17 protein-coding genes and 3 pseudogenes are annotated in these 22,459 nt (G+C 40.0%); 6 read left to right on the forward strand and 14 right to left on the reverse strand.

What is annotated here, in order from left to right:
* Positions 1-165: 165 nt before the first annotated feature.
* Together gltX and JCM15074_RS23055 are read right to left on the reverse strand one after the other, a co-directional pair.
* Complete coding sequence (gltX, locus tag JCM15074_RS18640) at positions 166-1,575, reverse strand: glutamate--tRNA ligase (RefSeq protein WP_025823256.1); 1,410 nt, start codon at positions 1,573-1,575, stop codon at positions 166-168.
* Between the two features lie 209 nt (positions 1,576-1,784).
* On the reverse strand, positions 1,785-2,993 hold the full coding sequence (locus tag JCM15074_RS23055) for an MFS transporter (RefSeq protein ID WP_234400286.1): 1,209 nt from the start codon (positions 2,991-2,993) through the stop codon (positions 1,785-1,787).
* 98 nt (positions 2,994-3,091) lie between these two features.
* Here JCM15074_RS23055 and JCM15074_RS18650 point away from each other — a divergent pair, with 98 nt between their 5' ends.
* Complete coding sequence (locus JCM15074_RS18650) at positions 3,092-3,970, forward strand: LysR family transcriptional regulator (protein ID WP_025823258.1); 879 nt, start codon at positions 3,092-3,094, stop codon at positions 3,968-3,970.
* A 19-nt stretch (positions 3,971-3,989) separates the two neighbouring features.
* On the opposite strand, the gene maiA is transcribed toward JCM15074_RS18650, so the two are convergent.
* The 5 genes and pseudogenes from maiA to phhA all read right to left on the reverse strand — a co-directional run bounded on the left by maiA (position 3,990) and on the right by phhA (position 8,864).
* A complete protein-coding gene (maiA, locus tag JCM15074_RS18655) occupies positions 3,990-4,637 on the reverse strand; it encodes a maleylacetoacetate isomerase (RefSeq protein WP_025823260.1) in 648 nt (215 codons plus the stop codon).
* Positions 4,638-4,697: 60 nt separating this feature from the next.
* A pseudogene (locus JCM15074_RS23060) lies at positions 4,698-5,686 on the reverse strand (fumarylacetoacetate hydrolase family protein).
* Positions 5,687-5,904: 218 nt separating this feature from the next.
* Entirely contained in the window at positions 5,905-7,440 is a 1,536-nt protein-coding gene (gene tyrR, locus JCM15074_RS18665) for a transcriptional regulator TyrR (protein ID WP_025823262.1), read from the reverse strand.
* Between the two features lie 275 nt (positions 7,441-7,715).
* Positions 7,716-8,051: a 4a-hydroxytetrahydrobiopterin dehydratase gene (locus tag JCM15074_RS18670; RefSeq protein WP_025823264.1), complete on the reverse strand. Its 336-nt coding sequence runs from the start codon at positions 8,049-8,051 to the stop codon at positions 7,716-7,718.
* 15 nt (positions 8,052-8,066) lie between these two features.
* Positions 8,067-8,864 carry a phenylalanine 4-monooxygenase gene (phhA, locus tag JCM15074_RS18675; RefSeq protein WP_025823266.1) on the reverse strand — a complete coding sequence of 266 codons (798 nt, stop codon included), beginning with the start codon at positions 8,862-8,864 and terminating at the stop codon, positions 8,067-8,069.
* A gap of 319 nt (positions 8,865-9,183) precedes the next feature.
* Between phhA and galU the strand changes: the two genes are divergently transcribed.
* The 3 genes and pseudogenes from galU to JCM15074_RS18690 all read left to right on the forward strand — a co-directional run bounded on the left by galU (position 9,184) and on the right by JCM15074_RS18690 (position 11,628).
* The gene (galU, locus tag JCM15074_RS18680) at positions 9,184-10,092 is read left to right on the forward strand and encodes a UTP--glucose-1-phosphate uridylyltransferase GalU (protein ID WP_025823268.1); all 909 of its coding nucleotides are present in this window, start codon (positions 9,184-9,186) and stop codon (positions 10,090-10,092) included.
* Positions 10,092-11,104 (forward strand): annotated as a pseudogene (gene galE, locus JCM15074_RS23065) (UDP-glucose 4-epimerase GalE). Before galU ends, galE begins: the two are co-directional and overlap by 1 nt.
* 125 nt (positions 11,105-11,229) lie before the next feature.
* A complete protein-coding gene (locus tag JCM15074_RS18690) occupies positions 11,230-11,628 on the forward strand; it encodes a bactofilin family protein (protein ID WP_025823271.1) in 399 nt (132 codons plus the stop codon).
* 45 nt (positions 11,629-11,673) lie between these two features.
* On the opposite strand, the pseudogene JCM15074_RS25710 reads toward JCM15074_RS18690, so the two are convergent.
* The 7 genes and pseudogenes from JCM15074_RS25710 to JCM15074_RS18725 form a co-directional block, all read right to left on the reverse strand.
* Positions 11,674-12,371, reverse strand: a pseudogene (locus tag JCM15074_RS25710) (DUF2982 domain-containing protein).
* Entirely contained in the window at positions 12,341-13,138 is a 798-nt protein-coding gene (locus JCM15074_RS18700) for a YdcF family protein (protein WP_306302242.1), read from the reverse strand. Before JCM15074_RS18700 ends, JCM15074_RS25710 begins: the two are co-directional and overlap by 31 nt.
* Complete coding sequence (gene mak, locus JCM15074_RS18705; RefSeq protein WP_025823275.1) at positions 13,095-13,994, reverse strand: fructokinase; 900 nt, start codon at positions 13,992-13,994, stop codon at positions 13,095-13,097. The genes JCM15074_RS18700 and mak overlap by 44 nt, the downstream gene beginning before the upstream one ends.
* A gap of 8 nt (positions 13,995-14,002) precedes the next feature.
* Positions 14,003-14,785, reverse strand: coding sequence for a 3'(2'),5'-bisphosphate nucleotidase CysQ (gene cysQ, locus JCM15074_RS18710; RefSeq protein ID WP_025823277.1), 783 nt, complete (start codon positions 14,783-14,785; stop codon positions 14,003-14,005).
* 103 nt (positions 14,786-14,888) lie between these two features.
* Positions 14,889-15,638: a phosphatase gene (locus JCM15074_RS18715; RefSeq protein WP_025823279.1), complete on the reverse strand. Its 750-nt coding sequence runs from the start codon at positions 15,636-15,638 to the stop codon at positions 14,889-14,891.
* A gap of 42 nt (positions 15,639-15,680) precedes the next feature.
* Complete coding sequence (locus JCM15074_RS18720) at positions 15,681-17,111, reverse strand: sigma-54-dependent transcriptional regulator (RefSeq protein ID WP_025823281.1); 1,431 nt, start codon at positions 17,109-17,111, stop codon at positions 15,681-15,683.
* 5 nt (positions 17,112-17,116) lie between these two features.
* Positions 17,117-20,488, reverse strand: coding sequence for a PAS domain S-box protein (locus tag JCM15074_RS18725; protein ID WP_025823283.1), 3,372 nt, complete (start codon positions 20,486-20,488; stop codon positions 17,117-17,119).
* 404 nt (positions 20,489-20,892) lie between these two features.
* On the opposite strand from JCM15074_RS18725, the gene JCM15074_RS18730 reads away from it, so the two are divergent.
* Positions 20,893-21,249, forward strand: a complete 357-nt coding sequence (locus JCM15074_RS18730; RefSeq protein ID WP_025823284.1) for an STAS domain-containing protein — start codon at positions 20,893-20,895, stop codon at positions 21,247-21,249.
* Positions 21,250-21,261: 12 nt separating this feature from the next.
* A complete protein-coding gene (locus JCM15074_RS18735; RefSeq protein WP_025823286.1) occupies positions 21,262-22,452 on the forward strand; it encodes a polysaccharide biosynthesis/export family protein in 1,191 nt (396 codons plus the stop codon).
* Positions 22,453-22,459: the final 7 nt, after the last annotated feature.

Consider the following 22,459-nt stretch of genomic DNA (forward strand, 5'->3'; position numbering starts at 1 on the left):
GGTGTCCTAGGCCTCTAGACGAAGGGGACCCGTGGACTTACTTTCACAATAAAGATTATCAATTTAACCTTTATAAACAATTAAGTGTGCTGCTTTCCTAAGAACGCTTCCCCTCAACTGCGAGGCGCATTCTATGCAGCACACCTAAAAGTGTCAATGAGTTTTTTAAGAATTAATTCTATTTGCTACAAATTCAATCGCCTTGGCGATTCTTTGCTCGCAACGTGTACGACCAATAAGCAATGCGGTTACATCTACGCCAGGAGATTGACCCGCGCCAGTAATAGCAACACGTAGTGGCATACCCACTTTTCCCATACCCACTTCAAGTTCTGCTGCAGTATCTTCAATAGCTTGGTGCAATGAAGCTTGATCCCAGCTTGCTAACTCAGCAAATTTCTTTTGAATTAACTGTAATGGCTCTAACGCTACACCACGTAGATGCTTTTTAGCGGCAGCTTCATCAAATTCTGTAAAATCTTCATAGAAGTAGCGAGTTGATGCTGCAAGATCTTTTAACGTTTTAGCACGCTCAGAAAGCACAGGTACCAATTCAGCTAATTTAGGTCCATTGCTCATATCAATATTTTGATCATGCATATGCCACTCTAAGTGAGATGCTACATACTCAGGATCTAATGTTTTAATATAGTGCTGATTTAACCAAATTAGTTTTTCAGTGTTAAATGCAGACGCTGCTTTATTGATGTCATCAAGCTTGAAGTATTGTTTCATCTCATCAATTGAGAATACTTCTTGATCACCATGTGACCAACCTAAACGTACTAAGTAGTTTAATAATGCTTCAGGTAAATAACCATCATCACGGTACTGCATAACACTTACTGCACCGTGACGTTTAGAAAGCTTCGCGCCGTCATCACCTAAAATCATCGCTACGTGAGCATATTCAGGAATAGGAGCACCTAATGCCTTTAAAATGTTGATTTGACGAGGAGTGTTATTGATATGATCTTCACCACGAACAACACAAGTAATCCCCATATCCCAGTCATCAACAACAACACAGAAGTTATAAGTTGGTGTACCTTCAGTACGAGCAATAATTAAATCGTCTAATTCAGCATTACCAATTTCAATACGACCACGAACATGATCGTCAAAAACGACACTACCTTCAGTCGGGTTTTTGAATCGAATAACAAACGGTTCATCGGTATCACGAGGTGCTTGATCACGGCAGCAACCGTCATACTTCATACGTTCGCCTTTAGCGGCCTGCTCTTCTCTTAGCGCTTCAATACGCTCACGAGAGCAATAACACTTATATGCAGTACCTTCAGCAAGCATGCGATCGATTACTTCATTGTAACGATCAAAACGCTTAGTCTGGTAATATGGACCCTCGTCCCAATTTAAGCCAAGCCATTCCATACCTTCAAGAATTGCATCACAAGCTTCTTGAGTTGAACGCTCAAGATCCGTATCTTCAATACGTAATACAAACTCACCGTTATTAGCACGGGCTTGTAACCATGAATATAGTGCTGTACGAGCACCGCCTACATGAAGAAATCCTGTTGGACTTGGAGCAAAACGCGTCTTAACTGTCATAATGGACACTGACCTATCAATAAAAAGCCTGAATTCAGACTCAAGAAATAAAAAGTGCTGCTATTCTAGCAGTCAAATTGCACAAATTAAATGAAAGAGCACCCCTGCCAGTAAAGAATTTCATCAAACTGCCTGCAAATATAATGCAATTAACATTAGATTAAGATCCGCTACTCTCTCAAAACATATTCGAGCTTAGTTAACTGCAATTAAGGCCGTTTTAACGCATATTGTTTTAATCCAATTATGAGCCACATCAATAACAACATAGATATTGAAATGGCGACTACTCCAGTCCACTGATATTGATGCCAAAAAGGCAACATAAGCGCACCGCCAATGGCCGCTCCGAGATAATAACTGCATAAGTAGAGTGACGTTGCCTTAGCTCGATGAACCATTGCTCGTTCAGCAACCCATTTATTGCAACAGCTATGGCACATAAAAAAACCACTACAACTGACAAAGAATCCCACCCAAATGGCTGCTAGCGTATCAAATAGCGTAATACATGAACCTAATAACATTAACCCTGCTGCAATATGGAATAACCGTTCTATTGATAACGCATTAATAAGCCGCGCGGAATAATATGAAACCAAAGTCCCACTCAAATAGCATAAAAAAATAAAAGTGACTTCTAATCGGCTCCAATTGAAGGGAGTCGCCATCAAGTGCAACTGAATATAACTAAACTGATTGACCATCACTAAAAAGGCTAAGCCACCGATTAAATAGGTCATCCACATTGGCTTATCTTTCAAGTGATAACCAAAACCACCTAATTCCCGCCATAAATTGAATGGCCCAACATGATCAACTTTAATTTGGGACTGTGCCCGCAACAACCAAAGTGTCACCACTACGCCTACAAATGTGACGCCAACAAAACAAGCTATCGCCTGATGCCAAGACAGATATTGTGATAAAAAACCACCAAATAATCGACCTGATATACCACCAATACTATTTGCGGCAATATAGACGGCAGCAGCATAAGCAAACTGAATAATGGTCAATCTTTCTTTAAAGTAAGCCATCGCAACGGCTGGAATAGCCGCAATAAGTAAACCTTGTAATACACGAAGCCATAAAAGTTGCTCAAACGATGAAATCCAAAACAATAGAAGATTAGATAATGATAATAAAATAAGACTGACGACTATGGGTTGTTTACGGCCAACCCAATCAGAAATGAGTGCATAGAAAAGTACACCAATAGCAACACTTGCAGTTGATACTGATAACACTAAAGGGGTTTTAGCTAATGCAACATCAAAATGCTCCGCCAATAACGGCAACATGCCCTGCATTAAATAAAGATTGATATAAATGACAACAGAAGCAACAGCAAGCGCCATAATCAGTTGTTTTGCTGCTTTATCTGTTTGATGCGGGGTAGATACAACTTGTTCCACTGACTTCTCGATAGGTTAATCCAACTCTAGACATAGATTATCAAGCCTTTTAAGATAACAATAATAAATAAAAACTATAAAGGTCATAACAAAATATTATGGATATTAAGCAACTTAATTATTTATGTTACTTACATAAATATCAAAGCTTTACCAAAGCCGCTAAGGCCTTAAATATTGCTCAACCAGCCTTAAGCCAAAGCATTAGTCGCTTAGAGCAAGAGCTTAATGTCACCCTTGTAGATCGTCACCTGCAACATGGTCAAGGTATCCACCTCACTGCCGAAGGCAAAGTGTTGCATCAACATGCGTTATTAATTACCAACCAATTTACCCAAGCTAAAGCGCAAATTCAGGCCATGGCAAATCTAACTCAAGGAGAGGTACGCATTGCAGTACCGGGTATGCTGGGGTCTTATTACCTGCCTTCACGATTAATGGCATTTAAACATCAGTTTCCTGATTTAAAATTATCGCTATTTGAAGGTGGAACCCGTGATGCATTGAAAATGCTAGAGCAAGAAGAAGTCGCAATAGCCATTATTACAGAGCAAGATCTAAAACCTGAATATGAAAGCCGCTTATTAACAAGAGAAGAAATGGTTGCTGCTGTTAGTATTGATAACCAACTGGCAAAATTGACTAGCATTAGCTTAGATGAGTTTTTACAACATGAATTAGTGATGTTTAAGCAGGGCTATTTTCATCGCGAATGGATCTTAAATCAGGCCTCTGCACTGACTATTACGCCTAATATTGCTTTTGAAACCAATCTAATCAATCTAATTAAACAACTGGTTGCTCAAGATTTTGCAATTAGTTGCTTATTAGCAATGGTATTACACAAGCGTGATGATATTAAAGCCCTAAGTTTTAATCCGCCAATGCATCTTAATTTACATATTGTCTGGAAAAAACAACGCCCTATCAGCCAGGCTGATAAGGCATTTGTCGATTTTTTATTAGCAAATAAATGATCGCTAAGTCATCAACCTATTATTGGGCATCTGGCTGATTTTCAGGGGCAGCATCAATAAATGCAGTGTGCGTATTACAATGCTGATAAATACGCACAATATTAGGATATGCGCTCAAATCAAGATTAAATCTCAGTGCATTATAAACTTGTGGAATTAAACAAATATCAGCCAGCGTAATCTCATTGCCAAAACAATAAGTTCCGCTGTATTGCTCAAGCATCGCTTCTAATGCACTAAACCCTTTATGTATCCATTGTTCAATCCAAGCCAACTTGTGTTGTTCATCTAGCGCTAATGGCCCAGTTAAGTATTGCAATACTCTTAAATTATTAAGAGGATGCACCTCACAAGCAATCGTCAAACTCATCGCCCTAACAATTGCTTTATCTTTTATATCACGAGGGAGTATTGCACTATTAGGCTCTTTTTCTTCAAGATATTCTAAGATAGCAAGAGACTGCGACAAACTTAATCCAGTATCAGTATCCACCAGCGTTGGCACTAGATGTTGTGGGTTAAGAGCCACATAATCATCAAGGTGCTGCTCACCACCATTTTTGACTAAATGTACAAATTGATGACTGTAAGGCAGTTTTTTTAAGTTTAATCCAATGCGAACGCGATATGCCGCACTTGAACGCCAATATCCATATAATATATACATTGCAGATCCTTATAAAAACTAAGGCATGGAAACCATGCCTTAGTTAACAGAGATGCGGTTTTATTCAGGATGATACTGAACCACTTTTTGGTCTATCGCACCAAAAATACTATTCCCTTCGTGATCAAGCATCTCAATTCTGACTGTATTACCAAATCCCATAAAGGACGTTTCAGGCTGTCCATCTGCAATGGTTTCTAACATACGTTTTTCAGCTAAACAACTTGATCCAGCCGAACGGTCATAATTAGAAATCGTACCAGAGCCAATAATCGCCCCAGCACCTAGCGGCCGCGTTTTCGCAACGTGTGCAACCAACTCACTGAAATTGAATGTCATATCAACACCCGCATTTGGCTGACCAAATAACTCACCATTTAAATGCGTTATCAATGGTAAATGCACTCTCGAATCAGCCCAGCTTTCACCTAATTCATCAGGCGTAATAGCCACTGGAGAAAAACTACTTGATGGCTTAGATTGGAAAAAGCCAAAGCCTTTAGCTAATTCACCAGGGATAAGATTACGCAACGAGACATCATTAACTAACATCAACAATTTAATATGTTTTTCCGCGGCTTCTGTTTTCACCCCCATTGGAACATCATCAGTCACAACCGCAATTTCAGACTCAAAATCAATTCCCCATTCCTCACTCGCTAATGGAATGTCTGCAGTTGGCGCAATAAAGCTATCGGAACCACCTTGATAAACTAAGGGATCTGTCCAGAAAGTGGCAGGCATTTCAGCCCCACGAGCTTTACGTACTAATTCAACATGATTCACATAGGCGCTACCATCAGCCATTGATAAGCACGAGGGAATGGTGATAAACATTGGTTTACATCAAATGCTACTGCATTCTGTAACAGGCCAGTATTGAGAGCATCAGACAGCTCTTGCAACTGTGGCGCAAACAACGCCCAATTATCAAGTAATTGCTGCATTGTATGCGCAATAGCGCCCACAGCAACACACTGACTTAAATCACGACTGACTAACATTAACTGTCCGTCACGGCGTCCATTGTTATAGGTGGCTAACTTCATATTCTCTCCTAATCATGAAATTGCACAAAGATGACCGCCAAGAGCTATCTCCGACTCTAATAATACAATCATCACTGTCCATGTATTGCTATATATGATACCCAATATCAAAAGCACCAACAGACGCTGATTACCTTTTCAATAACAATAAGCTTGTAAAGCAGCAAATACAGCCGACTTTACATCGAGTAGTCGTTTATGATTAACGCCATAAAAGACTATTTACGATTAATGCCATACTCGCGTAATTTATTAGCAATTGCGGTATGCGAAACACCGAGTTTTTTGGCTAATTGTCTCGTACTCGGATACGCAGGATACAAGCGGCGCAATAAGCTTGACTCAAATTGCTTCATTGCTTCATCAAGCGTGCCTTCAAAATCTTGGTTAAAATAACCCACACCTTCTGCATAAGATGGCAACTTAAGTTGCTCCATGGTCAACTCTGCAGCACCATCCCACATAGAAACAGCTCTAAAGACCGCATTTTTAAGCTGTCTTACATTACCCGGCCATGCATAAGCAATTAACTGCTCGCGGCATTCTGCCGCAATTCGTCTTAGTGGACTTGATAGTTGCTGGCTGTAATGCTCTAAAAACATCTCAGTTAATGGCACAATATCAATTTTACGCTCACGTAGTGCTGGCATATGAAAACTTAACACATGAATTCGATAATAGAGATCTTCTCTAAACTCACCTGTTTGGCATAATTCAGCTAAATTCTTTTGGGTTGAGCAGATAATTCTAACATCGGCCCTCACCTCTTCATCACCACCTAAGCGGCGATAAGTGCCATCTTGTAATAAGCGTAATAATTTAACTTGTGCCGCCGGTGACATTTCGGCGACTTCATCTAAAAAGACTGTGCCACCATGAGCTTCCTCAATAAATCCTCGCTTTAAAACCTGCCCTTGATTCATATAACCAAACAGTTCTTCTTCAGCGGCATTATCGGGTAATGCAGCGCAGTTAATCGCGATAAAAGGATGCTCACGGCGCATACTGGCATCATGACATGCTTTAGCCATCAACTCTTTACCTGTACCAGTTTCACCAGTAATCAGCAAAGGGGCATCTAACTGCGCCATACGTTTAGCCTGTTTTAGCACTGTTTTCATTTTATCGCTAACGGCTAACACATTATCAAACCCTGTGGTTTGACTTTGCAGTGCATTAAACTGTTTACCAACTCTAGCGGGGGATTTTAGTGAGACAACCGCGCCAGCAAGAATCGTTTGATCTGATTCATCCGGCAGGTAGATTGGTAACATTTCAGCAAGGTATTCGTTAGGGCCTATATTCACCCGCGTTGCCTGAGCTAATACCGGTGTTTCATCAAGCCAACGGCCAAAATTAAAACCTTGAACCCAGTGGTTAAGCGATTCATTTTGAACTTCATGTTCAGCCATACCTAAAGTGAGTAAGGCTGACTCATTGACAATACGAATACGCCCTTTTCTATCGATGGAAAAAACGGAATCAGGTAAGGTCTTCAATAAAGTTTGTAGTGCGTAATGTTCCTGCTCTGAAGGCATAATAGAGACGGTGCGTACATCTTGTACCCCTTCAACTTTGCGCAATTGCGGCATTAGCTCACTTAATATTTCAAAGTTCACTGCGGCAAATTGTAAGAATAAAAATCCTTTATTACTGGCATCGATTGCAATCAGGTTAATACCGTACCTTTCTAGTACTTCAAGGATCTCTTTGGCGAGGCCAACTCTATCAAAACAACTTACTTCCAAGCGCATAACAGGCTTTCCTTACAAGTCGATTTATACTTTTAATTATACTCATTACGACAGCAAAACCATTAATTGCAAAATAGCATGCAACATCTGTTTCCACATCGCTTTTGTTTATTAGATCAACATTTAAGTAACGTCATATCACATCAAGGTTGATTTAAAATCTTTGTTATGACCTATAAGGTAAAAGGTTATTTGAGATGTGGCAAGTGTTGTTTACACTTATGTTTAATGTGAAAAAACAAGGGCTAAAGATCATTAGCCCATTTTAGAAAAATCTAGATAAGCAAGTCAGTTTTCGCCGCCATAATAAAATCATTTTTATGTAGGCCTTTTATTGAATGAGACCACCAAGTCACGGTGACCTTGCCCCACTCAGTTAATATTCCTGGGTGATGGAACTCGGCTTCAGCTAACTCAGCCACCCGATTACTAAAAGCCATCGCTAATTTAAAGTTTTTAAATTTATAAACACGCTCTAACTGTTTAATGCCATCTCTATCTAATACGTTCCAATCAGGGATTTGCTGGTTCAGTATTTCTTGCTCGGTATCAGTTACTTTAGGAGCATCTAACTGGCACGCTTCACAAGCCAGTGTTGATAATTGTGTCATCATTAGTTTCCTTATCTAACTTGCAATATTTTTTGAGGGGAATGTAGGAGTAAATAATCCAAGCTGACGCGCTTGCTTGACTGCTGCCATAATATCCATATCAGCAATTTCATCTAAAAATGAGAGATTTTCAATCATATAATAAATGGGTTGAATAATATCGATCCGATAAGGCGTTCTTAACACATCAACTAAATTAAATGGCCTTAACTCAGGCTTATCAGACATTGCATACAAGGTTTCACTCGGAGAGCTTAATATGCCGCCGCCATAAATCAATAACTCATCTTGATTTGATTTCAGCAATCCAAATTCAACAGTAAACCAATACAAACGAGCTAAAAATACCCGTTCTTCTTTACTAGCAGCAAGTCCTAAGCGGCCATAAGCTTGCGAATACCGAGCAAAAGAGGGATTAGTTAATAATGGACAATGCCCAAAAATCTCATGGAATACATCAGGTTCTTGAAGATAATCAAATTCATTTTTATTACGAATAAAAGTTGCTACGGGAAACTTAGCACTGGCGAGTAACTCAAAAAACTTTGCAAATGGGATTAATGCAGGTACAGCTTCAGTTTGCCAACCGGTACTATCTAATAATACCTCATCAACCTCCACCAGCTGTGGGATCCTATCTTGTGGTAATGCTAATTTGGCTAATCCTTGCAAATATTCATTACACGCACAACTTGGCAAATTATCAATTTGTCTTTGATATAACTGCTGCCAAATTTGATGCTCATGGTCACTGTACTCAATGACCCCGTAACGATTAGGCAATTTCGCTTGATATTGATTCTGTTTACTCATTACCGCCACCTCGTTATTTAGGTTCTACTCTCTTCTAATACTTAACTAATCAGCATCTTTTGTTAATATTTTTACAGGGAAAATATCGCGTTGCTCACCGCCAAGTTTGTAAATAATTAATTACAATAACAACAACTACATAACTAACAATGAGCTGCGTAATACATTCTGTATATAATTATTGACATCATCAGCTCAAGTTATGTTTGATAAATATGCAATAACCATGTCAGTTAGCAAAATTTTTAATGCCATCGTGCTAAATCAATTAAGCTTGTTTACAATAGTGCGATTACCGTTGTACTAGACAAGGATCCCCATGCAATCTCACCTAATCACTAAAGCAGTTATTCCAGTGGCTGGTTTAGGCACCAGAATGTTACCCGCAACTAAAGCCATCCCAAAAGAGATGTTGCCTGTCGTTGATAAACCACTTATTCAATATGTGGTCAGTGAAGCAATTGCTGCAGGTATTAAAGAAATAGTATTAGTGACGCATGCGAGTAAAAACTCTATTGAAAACCACTTTGACACCAGCTTTGAGCTAGAGGCACAGTTAGAGCGCCGCGTTAAGCGTCAATTACTGGAAGAAGTACAAGCTATTTGCCCTAGGGGCGTAACGATAATTAGTGTGCGTCAATCACAAGCAAAAGGGTTAGGTCATGCTATTTTATGTGCGCAGTCCGTTGTTGGCGATGCCCCCTTTGCGGTATTACTGCCTGATGTATTAGTGGATAGCGCATCTTGCGATTTAACCAAAGATAACCTAGCAGACATGGTTCACCGTTTTGAACAAACTCAAACCAGCCAAATTATGGTTGAAGCGGTTGACCCAGATATGGCAGACAAATACGGTATTGTTGATTTAAACCAGCAAGCATGTGCTCCTGGCGAATCCATTGCCATGTCGCAAATAGTTGAAAAGCCGCCACTAGATGAAGCACCATCAAACCTTGCCGTTGTTGGCCGTTATGTATTATCGAAAGATATTTGGGCACTATTGAAGAAAACCCCTGCGGGCGCAGGTGATGAAATTCAATTAACTGATGCCATTGCTATGTTAATGGAAACAGAAGCTGTCAATGCTTATTACATGAAAGGCAAAAGCCATGACTGTGGTAATAAGTTAGGCTATATGCAAGCGGCAGTAGAGCATGCACTGCGCCACAAAGAGTGTGGACCGGAATTTAAACAGTATTTAATCGAACTTGTACAAGGACTTAAATAATGACTATTCTTGTCACTGGCGGTGCAGGCTACATCGGTAGCCATACCGTTGTGGAACTATTAAATGCAGGTTTAGATGTGGTTATTATTGATAACCTCTCTAACTCTTGTCTTGAGGCATTAAGCCGAGTTGAAGCGATTACAGGTAAATCAGTCACTTTTTATCAAGGCGATATTCTCAATAAAGCTTTTTACAAAAAGTATTTGTTGATCATAAGTTTGATGCCGTCATTCACTTTGCGGGCCTAAAAGCGGTGGGAGAATCAGTCGCCCAACCTCTACGTTATTACGAAAACAACGTCACAGGTACATTAATTCTTTGCCAAGTCATGGCAGAGTTTAATGTTAAGAAGTTGGTATTTAGCTCTTCAGCTACGGTTTATGGTGACCCTGCAAGTTTACCGATCACCGAAGACTTCCCTACCAGCGCAACCAACCCATATGGCCAATCTAAATTGATGGTTGAACATATCTTAGCGGATCTTTATCAATCAGATAATAGCTGGAATATCGCTCGCTTACGCTACTTTAACCCAGTAGGCGCTCATGCTAGTGGCACCATTGGTGAAGATCCTAATGATATTCCCAATAATTTAATGCCATTTATTTCACAAGTTGCCGTAGGTATGCGTGAAAAACTGAGTGTATTCGGTAATGATTACCCAACCCATGATGGTACAGGTGTTCGTGATTATATCCACGTTGTTGATCTTGCAAACGGTCACTTAAAGGCATTAGACAAGCTGAATACGCTTCCTGGTTTAGTGACCTACAACTTAGGTACAGGCCAAGGTTATAGTGTACTGGATATGGTTCATGCCTTTGAAAAAGCCAGCGGTCAAAAAGTTGCCTATCAAATTGTCGACCGTCGTCCAGGCGACATCGCATCTTGTTATGCCGATCCGGCTTTAGCTGAAAAAGAGCTAGGTTGGAAAGCAAGCCATTCTATTGAAGATATGACCGCAAGCAGTTGGCATTGGCAGTCAAATAACCCCAATGGTTATGCCAAATAAGTCACAGTAACAAGCATTAAGACCTTTTAACTAAAAGGTCTTTTTTTATATAAATTGATTGCAGTTTTGGAATGATTTTCATAGGCTTGTAGATTAACAATGCAACAATAAAAAGAACCAATATTATGTTTGCTAAAAAAAAGAACAAAGCTGAGCTCACCTTTATTGCTCATGGCACTCGTACAATCGGCGAATTACATTTTGAAGGCAATGCACTCGTTGCTGGAGAGGTACAAGGGAAAATCAGTTCACTGGCCAATATTGAAATCGATAACGATGGCCTAATTGATGGCAACGTTAAATGTCTTGAACTCAAGGTGTCAGGATATTTTAAAGGCCAACTTACCTGTAATAAGCTAATTATTACCAATACGGGTACAGTTGATGGTGAAGTATGCAGTCAATCAATGGAAATTTTTGAAGGTGGTCAATTTATTGGTCAAAGGATCAAAGAGGAATCACCACAAGTTGAAATTATAGAGCCTCAATTTGAACCGCTTGCAACCAGCACAGAAACACATTAACGTGCAATATCAATCAATAAAAAGGAGCTTTCAGCTCCTTTTTTATTATTCAATTTGCATATTTTGTGCAGCATATTGCCGTAATAACTGAATAAACTGTTCAGGTGTTCTGTCTAATACATCAATAGGGACATATAGATGAAAACCCAGTTGCTGCGCCAATAATTGACAACGATGACCAAACATCGCCAACAAGCCTTTATATACCCGCTCATCGACAAGCAAAGATTCAAACTCCTTAGTCACATACTCTTCCAAGCTAATTTGGCTATCAAGCATAGTGACTGCTGACATCATCAATGGTCGCTGCTCAGTTAATAGACCAGAGGCAAGCCGAGGTGAAATATGATCGAGCATAAAGTCTAAACGCTTCAGTTTAATCCCTATAAAGGTAAATCTTGCCATTCACCATTGATGTCAGCACGTAATTGATCAATCCGTTGAATATCTTGCCACCGGATTAACAATCTCCCCCTTCGATGCTGATAGATTAATCCTTGCGGCTGTAACAATAAGCTATATTGCGGTTGCAGTAATTTAGCGATACCAAGTACCAATGCCACTAAACTCAAGCCAAAAATAGTCACGCCCACAGCAAAAAGTGTTGGCATTTGAATAAACAAGATAAATGCCACCAGTAAGCCAATCGCTCCAGCTAATGTATAAGAGAAACCATAACGCTTTCCAGCGGGCACAATTGCAATTTGCTCAGTTATTTCAGATGAGTTTTCAGCCATATCCATGCTTGTCCTAAATATTCATGTATCGAGCGCTGTGATGTCAGTAAATTATCGGCCGACAATACCCACCAATAACTATCTCGTGCCATAAAACCTGTAGGGGCAGCAATAGGCGATAATCCTTGAGCTTCAAAAATACTCATTGATCTTGGCATATGAGTCGCTGATGTCACCAATCGAAATGGTTTATTGCCCCACTTTTGTGCAAAATAATGCGCCTCTTCAATAGTATCTTTTGCAAGCGGAAACATGGTTATCTGAGCAGCTGGAATTGCAAAAGAGAGCGCGACCTGTTTAGAGACTTCAGCAAAAGGACGACCTTTACCACCACTCCAGCCACTCACAAATAACTGACAATTTTGCCCGAGATGAAACTGGCGTACACCTTCTGTTAAGCGCTCAAGACCCGTTGGTGATAATTTCATGACATCTGGCACATCAAGCGTATCATCTGCACCAGAACCAAGCACCATTACCGCACAATCTCCTGTAATCGGACTACTATTCACTTGATATTGGTTCTCAAGTCCTAGCGCTAACCAGCGACTACCAAACTCACTGCTATAAAAGGTCAATAGACTAATAGCAAACAGCAGGCTCATTAGTGCCAATTTTCGATGTTTCCAAAGCAATAAAATGGCTAATAAGATAAATATCAATGTCATCGGGATTGGCATTAAACATTGAGAGATGAGCTTCTTAACCCAAAAAAATAGCATCTCCACTTTATTTACCCCATAACCATGCTGCGCCGCGCACCCCTGACGCACTACCAAAGCGATTTTTAACGACTTTGGTATAACACTCTTGCCCTAACACGTAATGGGTTAATCGGTGCGAAATATCCGTATAAATAGCATCGACGTTAGACATGCCACCACCTAAAACAATAATATCAGGATCAATAAGATTAACCACATGAGCCAAAGCACGCGCTAAACGATCACAATACCGCGCTAATGCCACTGTAGCCGCAGCATCCCCCTGTGCAACTAACGCCATTATCTGTTCAGCTTTGGTCAAATTTGCTGAAGTATGCAAATTATAATCACGTACAAAGCCCGTACCTGAAATAAAGGTTTCAATACAATCATGATGACCGCAGAAACAAGATGTCGATTGAAACTCTGATGCGGTCATCCAAGGCAATGGATTATGGCCCCACTCGCCACCAAGCCCATTAAAGCCAACATGCGCTTGACCATTTAATGCGATTCCAGCACCACAACCTGTACCTATAATCACCCCAAATACAAGCTGATGCCCAACGCCGCTACCATCAACAGCCTCAGATACCGCGAAACAATTAGCATCATTGGCAACGCATACTTCTCGCCCTAATAAATGGGACAAATCCTGCGCTAGTGGTTTGCCATTAATCCAAGTTGAGTTAGCATTTTTAACTAATCCTGTCTGAGAAGAAACTGTCCCCGGAATACCCACGCCAACACTCGCCTGAACATTCATTTGCTTTTCTGCTTGGGCAATCATTAACGCGATATTCTCTATGGTCGCTTGATATGTTTTAGGCGTGGCAGTTTGTTGTTGATACAAGGTATTTCCAGCGCTATCTAAAGCGATAATCGCCGTTTTTGTCCCGCCTAAATCAATGCCAATTCTAATCATGGTGATGCTCATTCCTGCCAATGTGGTGCAGTTGCAATAAAATAGGGGTTGAGTAGACTGGATTTTTGATTGTATTGCAATGGCTTACCATCATCATAGCGGTTAATTTGCCCACCAGCACAAGTAAGTACAGCATGGGCGGCGGCAGTATCCCACTCAGAGGTGAGCCCTAAGCGAGGGTATATTTCTGCGTTACCCTCTGCAAGCTGGCAGAACTTTAACGAACTTCCGACCGCACACATTTGATATTCTGGCAGATGTTGTAAATAAGCCGTAACCTCATCGGTCATATGTGAACGACTACCGACGACTCGAATAACTTGCGGAGAAGTGACTGCTAATGGTAGTTGTACCAACTCCTCCTCACCTTGACGCCAAGCACCATAACCTATCATCGCGTAATAACATTGTGCTAATGCCGGCGCATATACCACACCGAGTACCGGCTGCCCCGCTTCAATCAGCGCGATATTTACCGTAAACTCACCATTGCCAGCAATAAATTCTTTAGTACCATCAAGTGGATCAATTAACCAATAACGAGACCAAGTTTGGCGCTGTTGCCAACTAATGTCTGCAGCTTCTTCTGATAAAATGGGAATAGTCGGCGTTAACGCTTTCAGCTGTGACACTATACTCTGATGCGCAGCTAAATCGGCTTGAGTCACGGGAGTTTGATCTTGTTTGATAACAACGGCTATCTCTTGTTTATAAACATCCATAATCGCGCGACCAGCGTGCCGCGCAATTGCCACAACTGCCAATAATTGTTGTTCTGTTAATACCGTCACTTATTACTCCATTAATCATTAATGTGACCATTATGAGCAACCGCGGCAGATAATCCCAAATAATATTATGATGTTAATTATATATATTTATTTAGTATGATAATTAATCCCAAAGACCATCAAATTCTGGGATAGCCTGATGACCTCTGTCAGCTAAAAAGGTAAGTAAAGCTTGCGGTGAACGATTAATCAGTTTTTCAAGCGGATATTGCGCCTGCTGGATAATGGCCAATGATTGCTCAAAACCACCTAATGTAAATGCTACATGGGAATCAGATCCCATCACAATTGGCGCATCATATTGCTTAGCTAATTTAACTAACTCAATACAGTTATCTTTAGAGCCAGTGCGTGAACAGATAAAAGAGGAGTTATTGACTTCAAGCGCAACCTGATGCTCAGCAGCAGCTTTAACCACAGCTTCAATATCGATGGGGTAACTTGGATTACCAGGGTGAGATATCACATCAACATGCCCACTTTTAATCGCATTCACCATCGCTTGAGTATGTTGTTCACAAGTCGAGGGTTGCCAAACTGGCTCATGAAAGCCCGCTAAAACAATATCAAGTTGCGTTAAATAATCACCAAAAAAATCAATTTCACCCGCGGTGTTTTTAATATTAGCTTCGATACCTCGCAATAAACCAACACCCTGAAACACTCTTGGCAATACCCGCATATTAACAAAATGCCAAAAATGCGGTGCATCAGCCATTTCAGGACCATGATCGGTTATCGCAAACAATGCCATCTGTTTTTGCTTTGCGACTGCAAAATAATCATGCACCGTACTGTAGGCATGGGTGGATGCAACAGTATGGCAATGTATATCAACAGGATATTGCTTCATCTTTTGTCTCTCTCATTATACGCTCTACACCACTTTATACATTTAACGTGCTTTTTCAAAATCTTGCCATTGCTGCTTTTTACGGTAAATGGTCGAGGCACTGATATCAAGTAACGCGGCAGCTTTAGGCACATTGCCATCACATGCGGCAATCGCTTGTTCAATAATCTGCTTTTCCGCCACCCACAATGGTTCAACTTCGATAGTATCAGGTTGTAATTCAACAATGTTGTGAGCAGAACTTGAATTTGATAATGACTTAGGCTTAACCGCTTCAGTACTGTTAGTGATAACATTACCCGCCAAGGCTGGCAGCATTGTCTCTGTCACTAATCCACCTTCATTCAATACCACAATTTGCCGAATAACATTCTGCAATTCACGCACATTACCAGGCCATGCATACTGTTGAAAAATACGTCTAACCGCGGCATTAAAACCAGAAAACTGTTTACCCTCCTCCTCGGCATATTGACCAATAAGGGACTCTGCGAGTAATAGGCAATCACTGTGCCTATCCCTTAATGGCGGTAATTGAATAGGAATCACATGCAATCTAAAAAAGAGGTCTTCTCTAAAACGGCCAGCTTGCACTTCTTGCCAAGGCTGACGATTAGTTGCACTAATAATACGCACATCTACATGTTCATCTTTATTACTGCCCACCCGCTGAAATGTCCCCGTCTGAATAAAACGCAACAATTTACTCTGTAAGTTTAAATCTAACTCACATATTTCATCCAAAAATAAAGTCCCTTTATGCGCCCGAGTAGCAGCACCTTCTCGGTTGGTATGAGCACCTGTAAAGGCCCCTTTCACATGACCAAAAATTTCACTTTCAATTAAATCCTTGGGGATTGACGCACAGTTCAACGCCACAAATTGATGCTTGTTTCGCTGACCTCGTCGATGAATTGCGTGGGCACAAACTTCCTTACCGGTGCCACTTTCACCCACAATAAAAATGGATGCCCGACTAGAGGCGACGCTATCTATCGTTTTATAAATAGCTTGCATAGGTAACGACTCACCAATAAATCCTTCAAAACTAGATTTAGGCAAACTCTGTTCATAATCATTCACCATCTTGAGTAATTTATTTTGCTTAATGGCATTACGTACCGTAATAGATAATCTTTTACCATCGAAGGGTTTGACTAAGAAATCAAACGCACCAATACGCATAGCTTCTACGGCAATATCAATACTTCCATGAGCAGTTACCATCACCACTGCAACTTGAGGATATAAAGTTTGAATTTTCTCTAAAATATCCATCCCAGACATATCAGGTAATTTAATATCGAGTAACACAATATCAGGCTGCCACTGCTTTAATTGAGTTAAGGCATCCTCACCATAATGCACTAAAGTCACTTGTACATGTTCTTTTCGTAAATACTCAGAATAAAGTGCCCCTAACGATAAACTATCTTCAACGATTAATGCTTTTATAGATTGCTGATTACTCATATTTATCACCCTAACTCAAATTCTGTATTTAGCTGCTTTATGGTTTGCTTACCCTCTATTTGCAACTGCTCAATTAACAATCCAATTTGTATTTGTTGTTGTTCTCTCGCACTAATTTCTAGTTGTTTTGCCAATTGACAAATTTTAATCGCACCAAAACTGCCCGCACTACTTTTTAGGGTATGCGCTTGTGTTTCAACATCCTCAAAATTACTAGTACAAGCCAAACATCGTAATAAACTCAAGCGTTGACCAGCCTCTTCACAAAATACGCCTAACATCTGCTTTAACGCATCATCACCTAGCATCGTTTGTAGTTCATTTATTACAGTACGATCTAATAACTCATAAACATCTGTAACTGTCTCAGTTTCCGGCTCACCTTTAGCAGCACAAGATGGTGCTGATACAGATTGAATCCAACGACTTAATACTGAAAAGAGCTCCTTACCATTAACAGGTTTACCAATAAAATCTTTCATCCCTACTTGATAACAGCGTTCAATATCAGTTTTCATGACATTAGCGGATAAGCCAATAATGATTTGTTCAGGTTTTTGCTCAAGAATCGCAGTGGTTGCTTGTAACCCATCCATTTGTGGCATTCGTACATCCATTAATATAATTTGGTAATGGTTTGTTATTGCCATCTCTAACGCTTCAATACCATTATTGGCATAATCCACTTTATAGCCATGAATGCTTAACATCTTGCCAGCAACCATCTGGTTTGCAGGACTATCCTCGGCGAGTAAGATACGACAATTAGGCTTGTCATCATGCGCTTCAATACTATCTTGAGTCACACCACGCTCAGTATTTTCTCCAGCAAGAAGATCCAATAACATGTGCCGACTTAAGGGCTTATTCACTAATTTAAGCGGTTTAATCTGTCCATATATGTCGCTTAAATTCTGATTAATACCCGACACCATTGACATCATTTCACCCTGTTTTGCCAGGCATAATTGGTTAAGCTGGTTGATTTGTGCGGCTGTCGAATATAAGAAACAAGACTCATCAATTAAAATTAAGTTATAACTGCTTTTAGTTGCCGCAGCTAAACAAGCTGTAATATCTTGGTAGGTATCGCTTTGCACGCCATATTGTTGGTATTGACGCCCCATTAACTCAGTGAATACCGCTTCAGGATGGATAAGTAATACTGATGAATGAGTAGGTAAATGATGATAGTGATGTAATTCATTTTCAGTCGATTTAAGTAATACTTGAAAACTAAAACAACTGCCTTTTTCAGGTTCACTTTGCAATTGAATTTTGCCGCCCATTAATTTAATAATCTCAGCGCAAATAGCCAGCCCTAACCCCGTGCCTTGATAACGAGTATTATGTTCATCATGGACTTGAGAAAACTCGTTAAACAACTCAGCCTGTGCATCCACCTCAATACCAATCCCTTGATCTTTCACCTGACAGCAAAGTTTGATGTGCTCACCTTGTTGCTCAGCAAGCCATATCTCAATAGAGACACACCCTTCATGGGAAAATTTAATCGCATTATCAATTAAATTATGAATAACCTGCCTTAACCGCTGCGCATCCCCCATCAAAGTGTCGGGGACATTTATATCAACAAAGCTTGCAAGTGTGACACCGCGCTCTTGTGCTTTAGGAGCAAGAATTTGCAATACATTATCAATCAATTTATCGGGTTCAAACTCATGAACCTCAAGCTCCATTTGACCTGCTTCGATTTTAGAAAAATCGAGAATATCATTAATCACTGACAGTAACGCATTACTCGCTTCTTGCGCGGTATTCGCATAAATACGCTGTTCTTTATCTAATGGTGTTGCCAGCAATAACTCAACACAACCTAACGCCGCATTTAAGGGGGAGCGGATCTCATGACTCATAGTCGCTAAAAATCGAGACTTAGCGTGACTACCTTGCTCGGCTTGATCCTTAGCTCGGCGCAATGTGGTTTCATACTTCTTACGCTCAGAAATATCTCGCATAAATGCGGTCAGTATTAATTCATCCCCCATTTGAATAGGAATAATAATGACCTCTAGTGTGATTTCATGACCATCTCGATGGCAGGCGACTAACTCCACTTTCTTTTTAATTAACTCACCGGATTGATGATGTTTAAAGCTGTGCATAGCGCGATGATAGATACGCTGCCGTTCTTTAGGGATAATAAAATCGTCAATGCAGCCGCCAATCACCTCATCTCGTTGATAACCAAATAATTTGACTGCCGCATCATTAAATTCTTGAATATGGCCATCTATGTCAAGCGTAATTAATGCATCAAGGCTTGCATCTAAGGTGGCTAATAATATTGATTCACTGCGTTTTAACGCAGCTTGGTTTCGTTTTATTTCGCGTAAATCTTTCACTAAACAGATAAGTATCACTTCGCCAGAAAGTGACATTTTTGAAATGGATATTTCAACAGGAAATACCTCTCCTGCGAGATTTTTAGCTTGAATCTCTCGAGTACGACCAAGCCAAATAGCACTGCTTTTTTTAGCGGCATATTTAATATAATCATCAGCAAGTGTATGGGAATTAACGGGCAATAATAACGAAATATTATCACCTAACATCTCACACTCTTGATAATCAAACATATTACATATTGCGCTATTAACTTGTTTAATTTTGCCCTGCAAATCAAATAAAACAAAACCATCAATCACCGTACTTAAGATAGTCGTCAACCTGACATTAGCGTGTTCTAACGCTAAACTGCGCTGCTCAATAACCTGATTCATTTGGTTAAACGCACGAATGGCTTGTGCTATTTCATCGTCGCCTTTTACAACAATTTGATCGCTATGCTCACCTTTAAGAATGGTTTCCGCGGCTTGTTTTAATTGCACAATATGGCGTAACAAAAAATGCCCCAGTAAAAATAGAAATACCGCAACGACGAGCATTTCTAGCAATGCAATACCTAAGAAATGGTATACAACATCAGTAATCATACCTGCAAAACCCGCCGTAGCGATGCCGAGCTCGATATGACCAATAACTTGCTTTTCTTGCTTTATATCAGACTTAACAACCACTAAATCATCAGTCGTTAGCAGCGTTCCCTCTTTATACTGCCGGCACTCTTGGCCAATATTAAATATATCTTGATGTTGCTGATTATGTATGCAAATAAATATAACGTGGTTGTTTGCAATCATTTCATAAGCAAGCGCTCGCAAACTAGAGAATTGAGCGTTAATGATCGATTCTTTTGCCACTGTAGTAATAATGGCTGAGATAGATTGTGCACGTTGTTCGATTTGGGCTTGATTAAATCCTTTAAGATAATCCACGCTTGAAAAGACCAGTAATAGTAATAACAGACCTTCAATTAACGCTATACCTAAAATCGTTTTCAATCTAAATGACATAGCGCTCCTTATATAATGCAAATAATTTATCGGTATTCAAATTAGCAAAATCTCATTTTGCTAATACAAGCTCTACAGATAACAGCAATTCCTATGCCTCAATGTATAAATAATGGCCAAGATTTTTGCATTTTGCAACAAGCAAAAATAGCAAAGTTCATTTTAAACCAATAGGTTATACAACTTTAGATTGAGTTTTATTGCATAATAACTCGACAATTAATACCTTATTTATTTATGCAGTTGCCAACTTAATTACCGTCAATACAGCATTAACAAAGAAGCTGCATTGCAATATGCAACCTTATTGCACGTCAATTATTTTAATAATAAAAATCAACTACTTAAAAATGGCGCATTTTATGCTTAGATTTAAATATTAAAATTTAAACTATGAGGTCATTATGCAAATTACACCACTTGCAGAAAATTGCGCAGCATTAATAACCTTACCAAAACAGCTAGTTATCGAACAAACACCGACAATCAGAGCGGCTATCTTGCAGTTACTTTCACAGGGAGTAAGTCACCTTATTTTAGATTTACACAATATCGAAAAAGTCGATGCCAGTGGCTTATCAATATTTATTACCGTGATGAACCAAGCTCAAAAACAACAGGGCAATATATTACTGCTATCCCCGCCTCATAATGTAAAAGCATTAATTGAGTTAACAGAACTCCATTTCATTTTCGATATTTATGAAAACAAAAGTGCTGCTATCAAATTTATTACTCGCCAGTGTCAACTGGTTCTTTAACTGGGGACCATAATGAAACTTATTATGCGTTTTATAGGATTAATGACTCTCTGTTTTGGGGGATTTGGCTGTCAGTCATTGCAATCACCTGAAGTATCTTTATGCTCTGGTGCTCAACATAGTGCTGATTGTCATTACTTTAAAGATAATATGCCATACATCCGAGGCAGAACGCCGCCACTTGATGCCTTGACGATACCAAAGGTCTCGCAATGTGAACTTCCTAATTTAAACATCAAAGAGCAAACTCTGTCGATTGGCGACATTATTCGAGTACAAATATTAGATGGTGATGATTTTTCTGCTGATGTTGAGGTCGACAGTAATGGCTACATTTTTCTGCCTTATTTACCGGCTATTCCTGCCAAAGGAAAATCACTTGATGATATGAAAAAAAGTGTTAAGCGCATTCTAATTGAGCAGCAATTAATGCACCCTCAAAGAATTTTGATCAATATCGCCCCGCTACAATGGGCGCCGATTGAGGTCACCGTTGCAGGTGCGGTATTTGAACCGGGCCAACATATGATCAACCGCGAAAATAATAATAAACAAACAATGCAAACACCATTATTAGCCGGAGATCATGCGCAGCAGCGTACCATTGCAGCCGCCATCCGCTCATCAGGAGGAATAAAACCTAATGCCGATCTATCTGCAGTGATTGTCACCCGCCAAAATCGTCATTATAACTTTGATCTACGCGGGATAATCACAGGCAAAAAAGTCCCTACCTTTGCACTAGCCGCAGGCGATCATATTTTTGTCACCCCAACAGACTACTATTACAACAAGCTTGTCAGACCGTCACAATTAACCATTCCCGGCATGCGGATTTCAGTATCCAATCTCACGACACCGGGCAATACAAGTACCATTATCGGTAGTAATGATGCCAATCGATATCCCTATGGTTCTCGCCTACTAGACGCTGCAGTAGGAACCAACTGTGTCGGCGGAAGCGACACTAACTCAGCCCGTTATATTGTGCTTATTACCCGTTCAACCCAAGATCAACAGATTCAAATCGTTGAACGTTCGATAACATCTTTAATGAAAAATGCTTGGCGTGATGAAATAAACCCGCAATTAATGCCAGGTGATAGCTTAGCTTGTTATGACTCAGGAGTAACAAATATGAGAGAGATAGCTAAAACCATCACAGATTTCCTTATCCCGATTGGATTGCTCGGAATACTGTAATTAGCTC

Origin of the sequence: Shewanella marina JCM 15074 (genome assembly GCF_000614975.1) — a bacterium.
Classification (GTDB): domain Bacteria; phylum Pseudomonadota; class Gammaproteobacteria; order Enterobacterales; family Shewanellaceae; genus Shewanella; species Shewanella marina.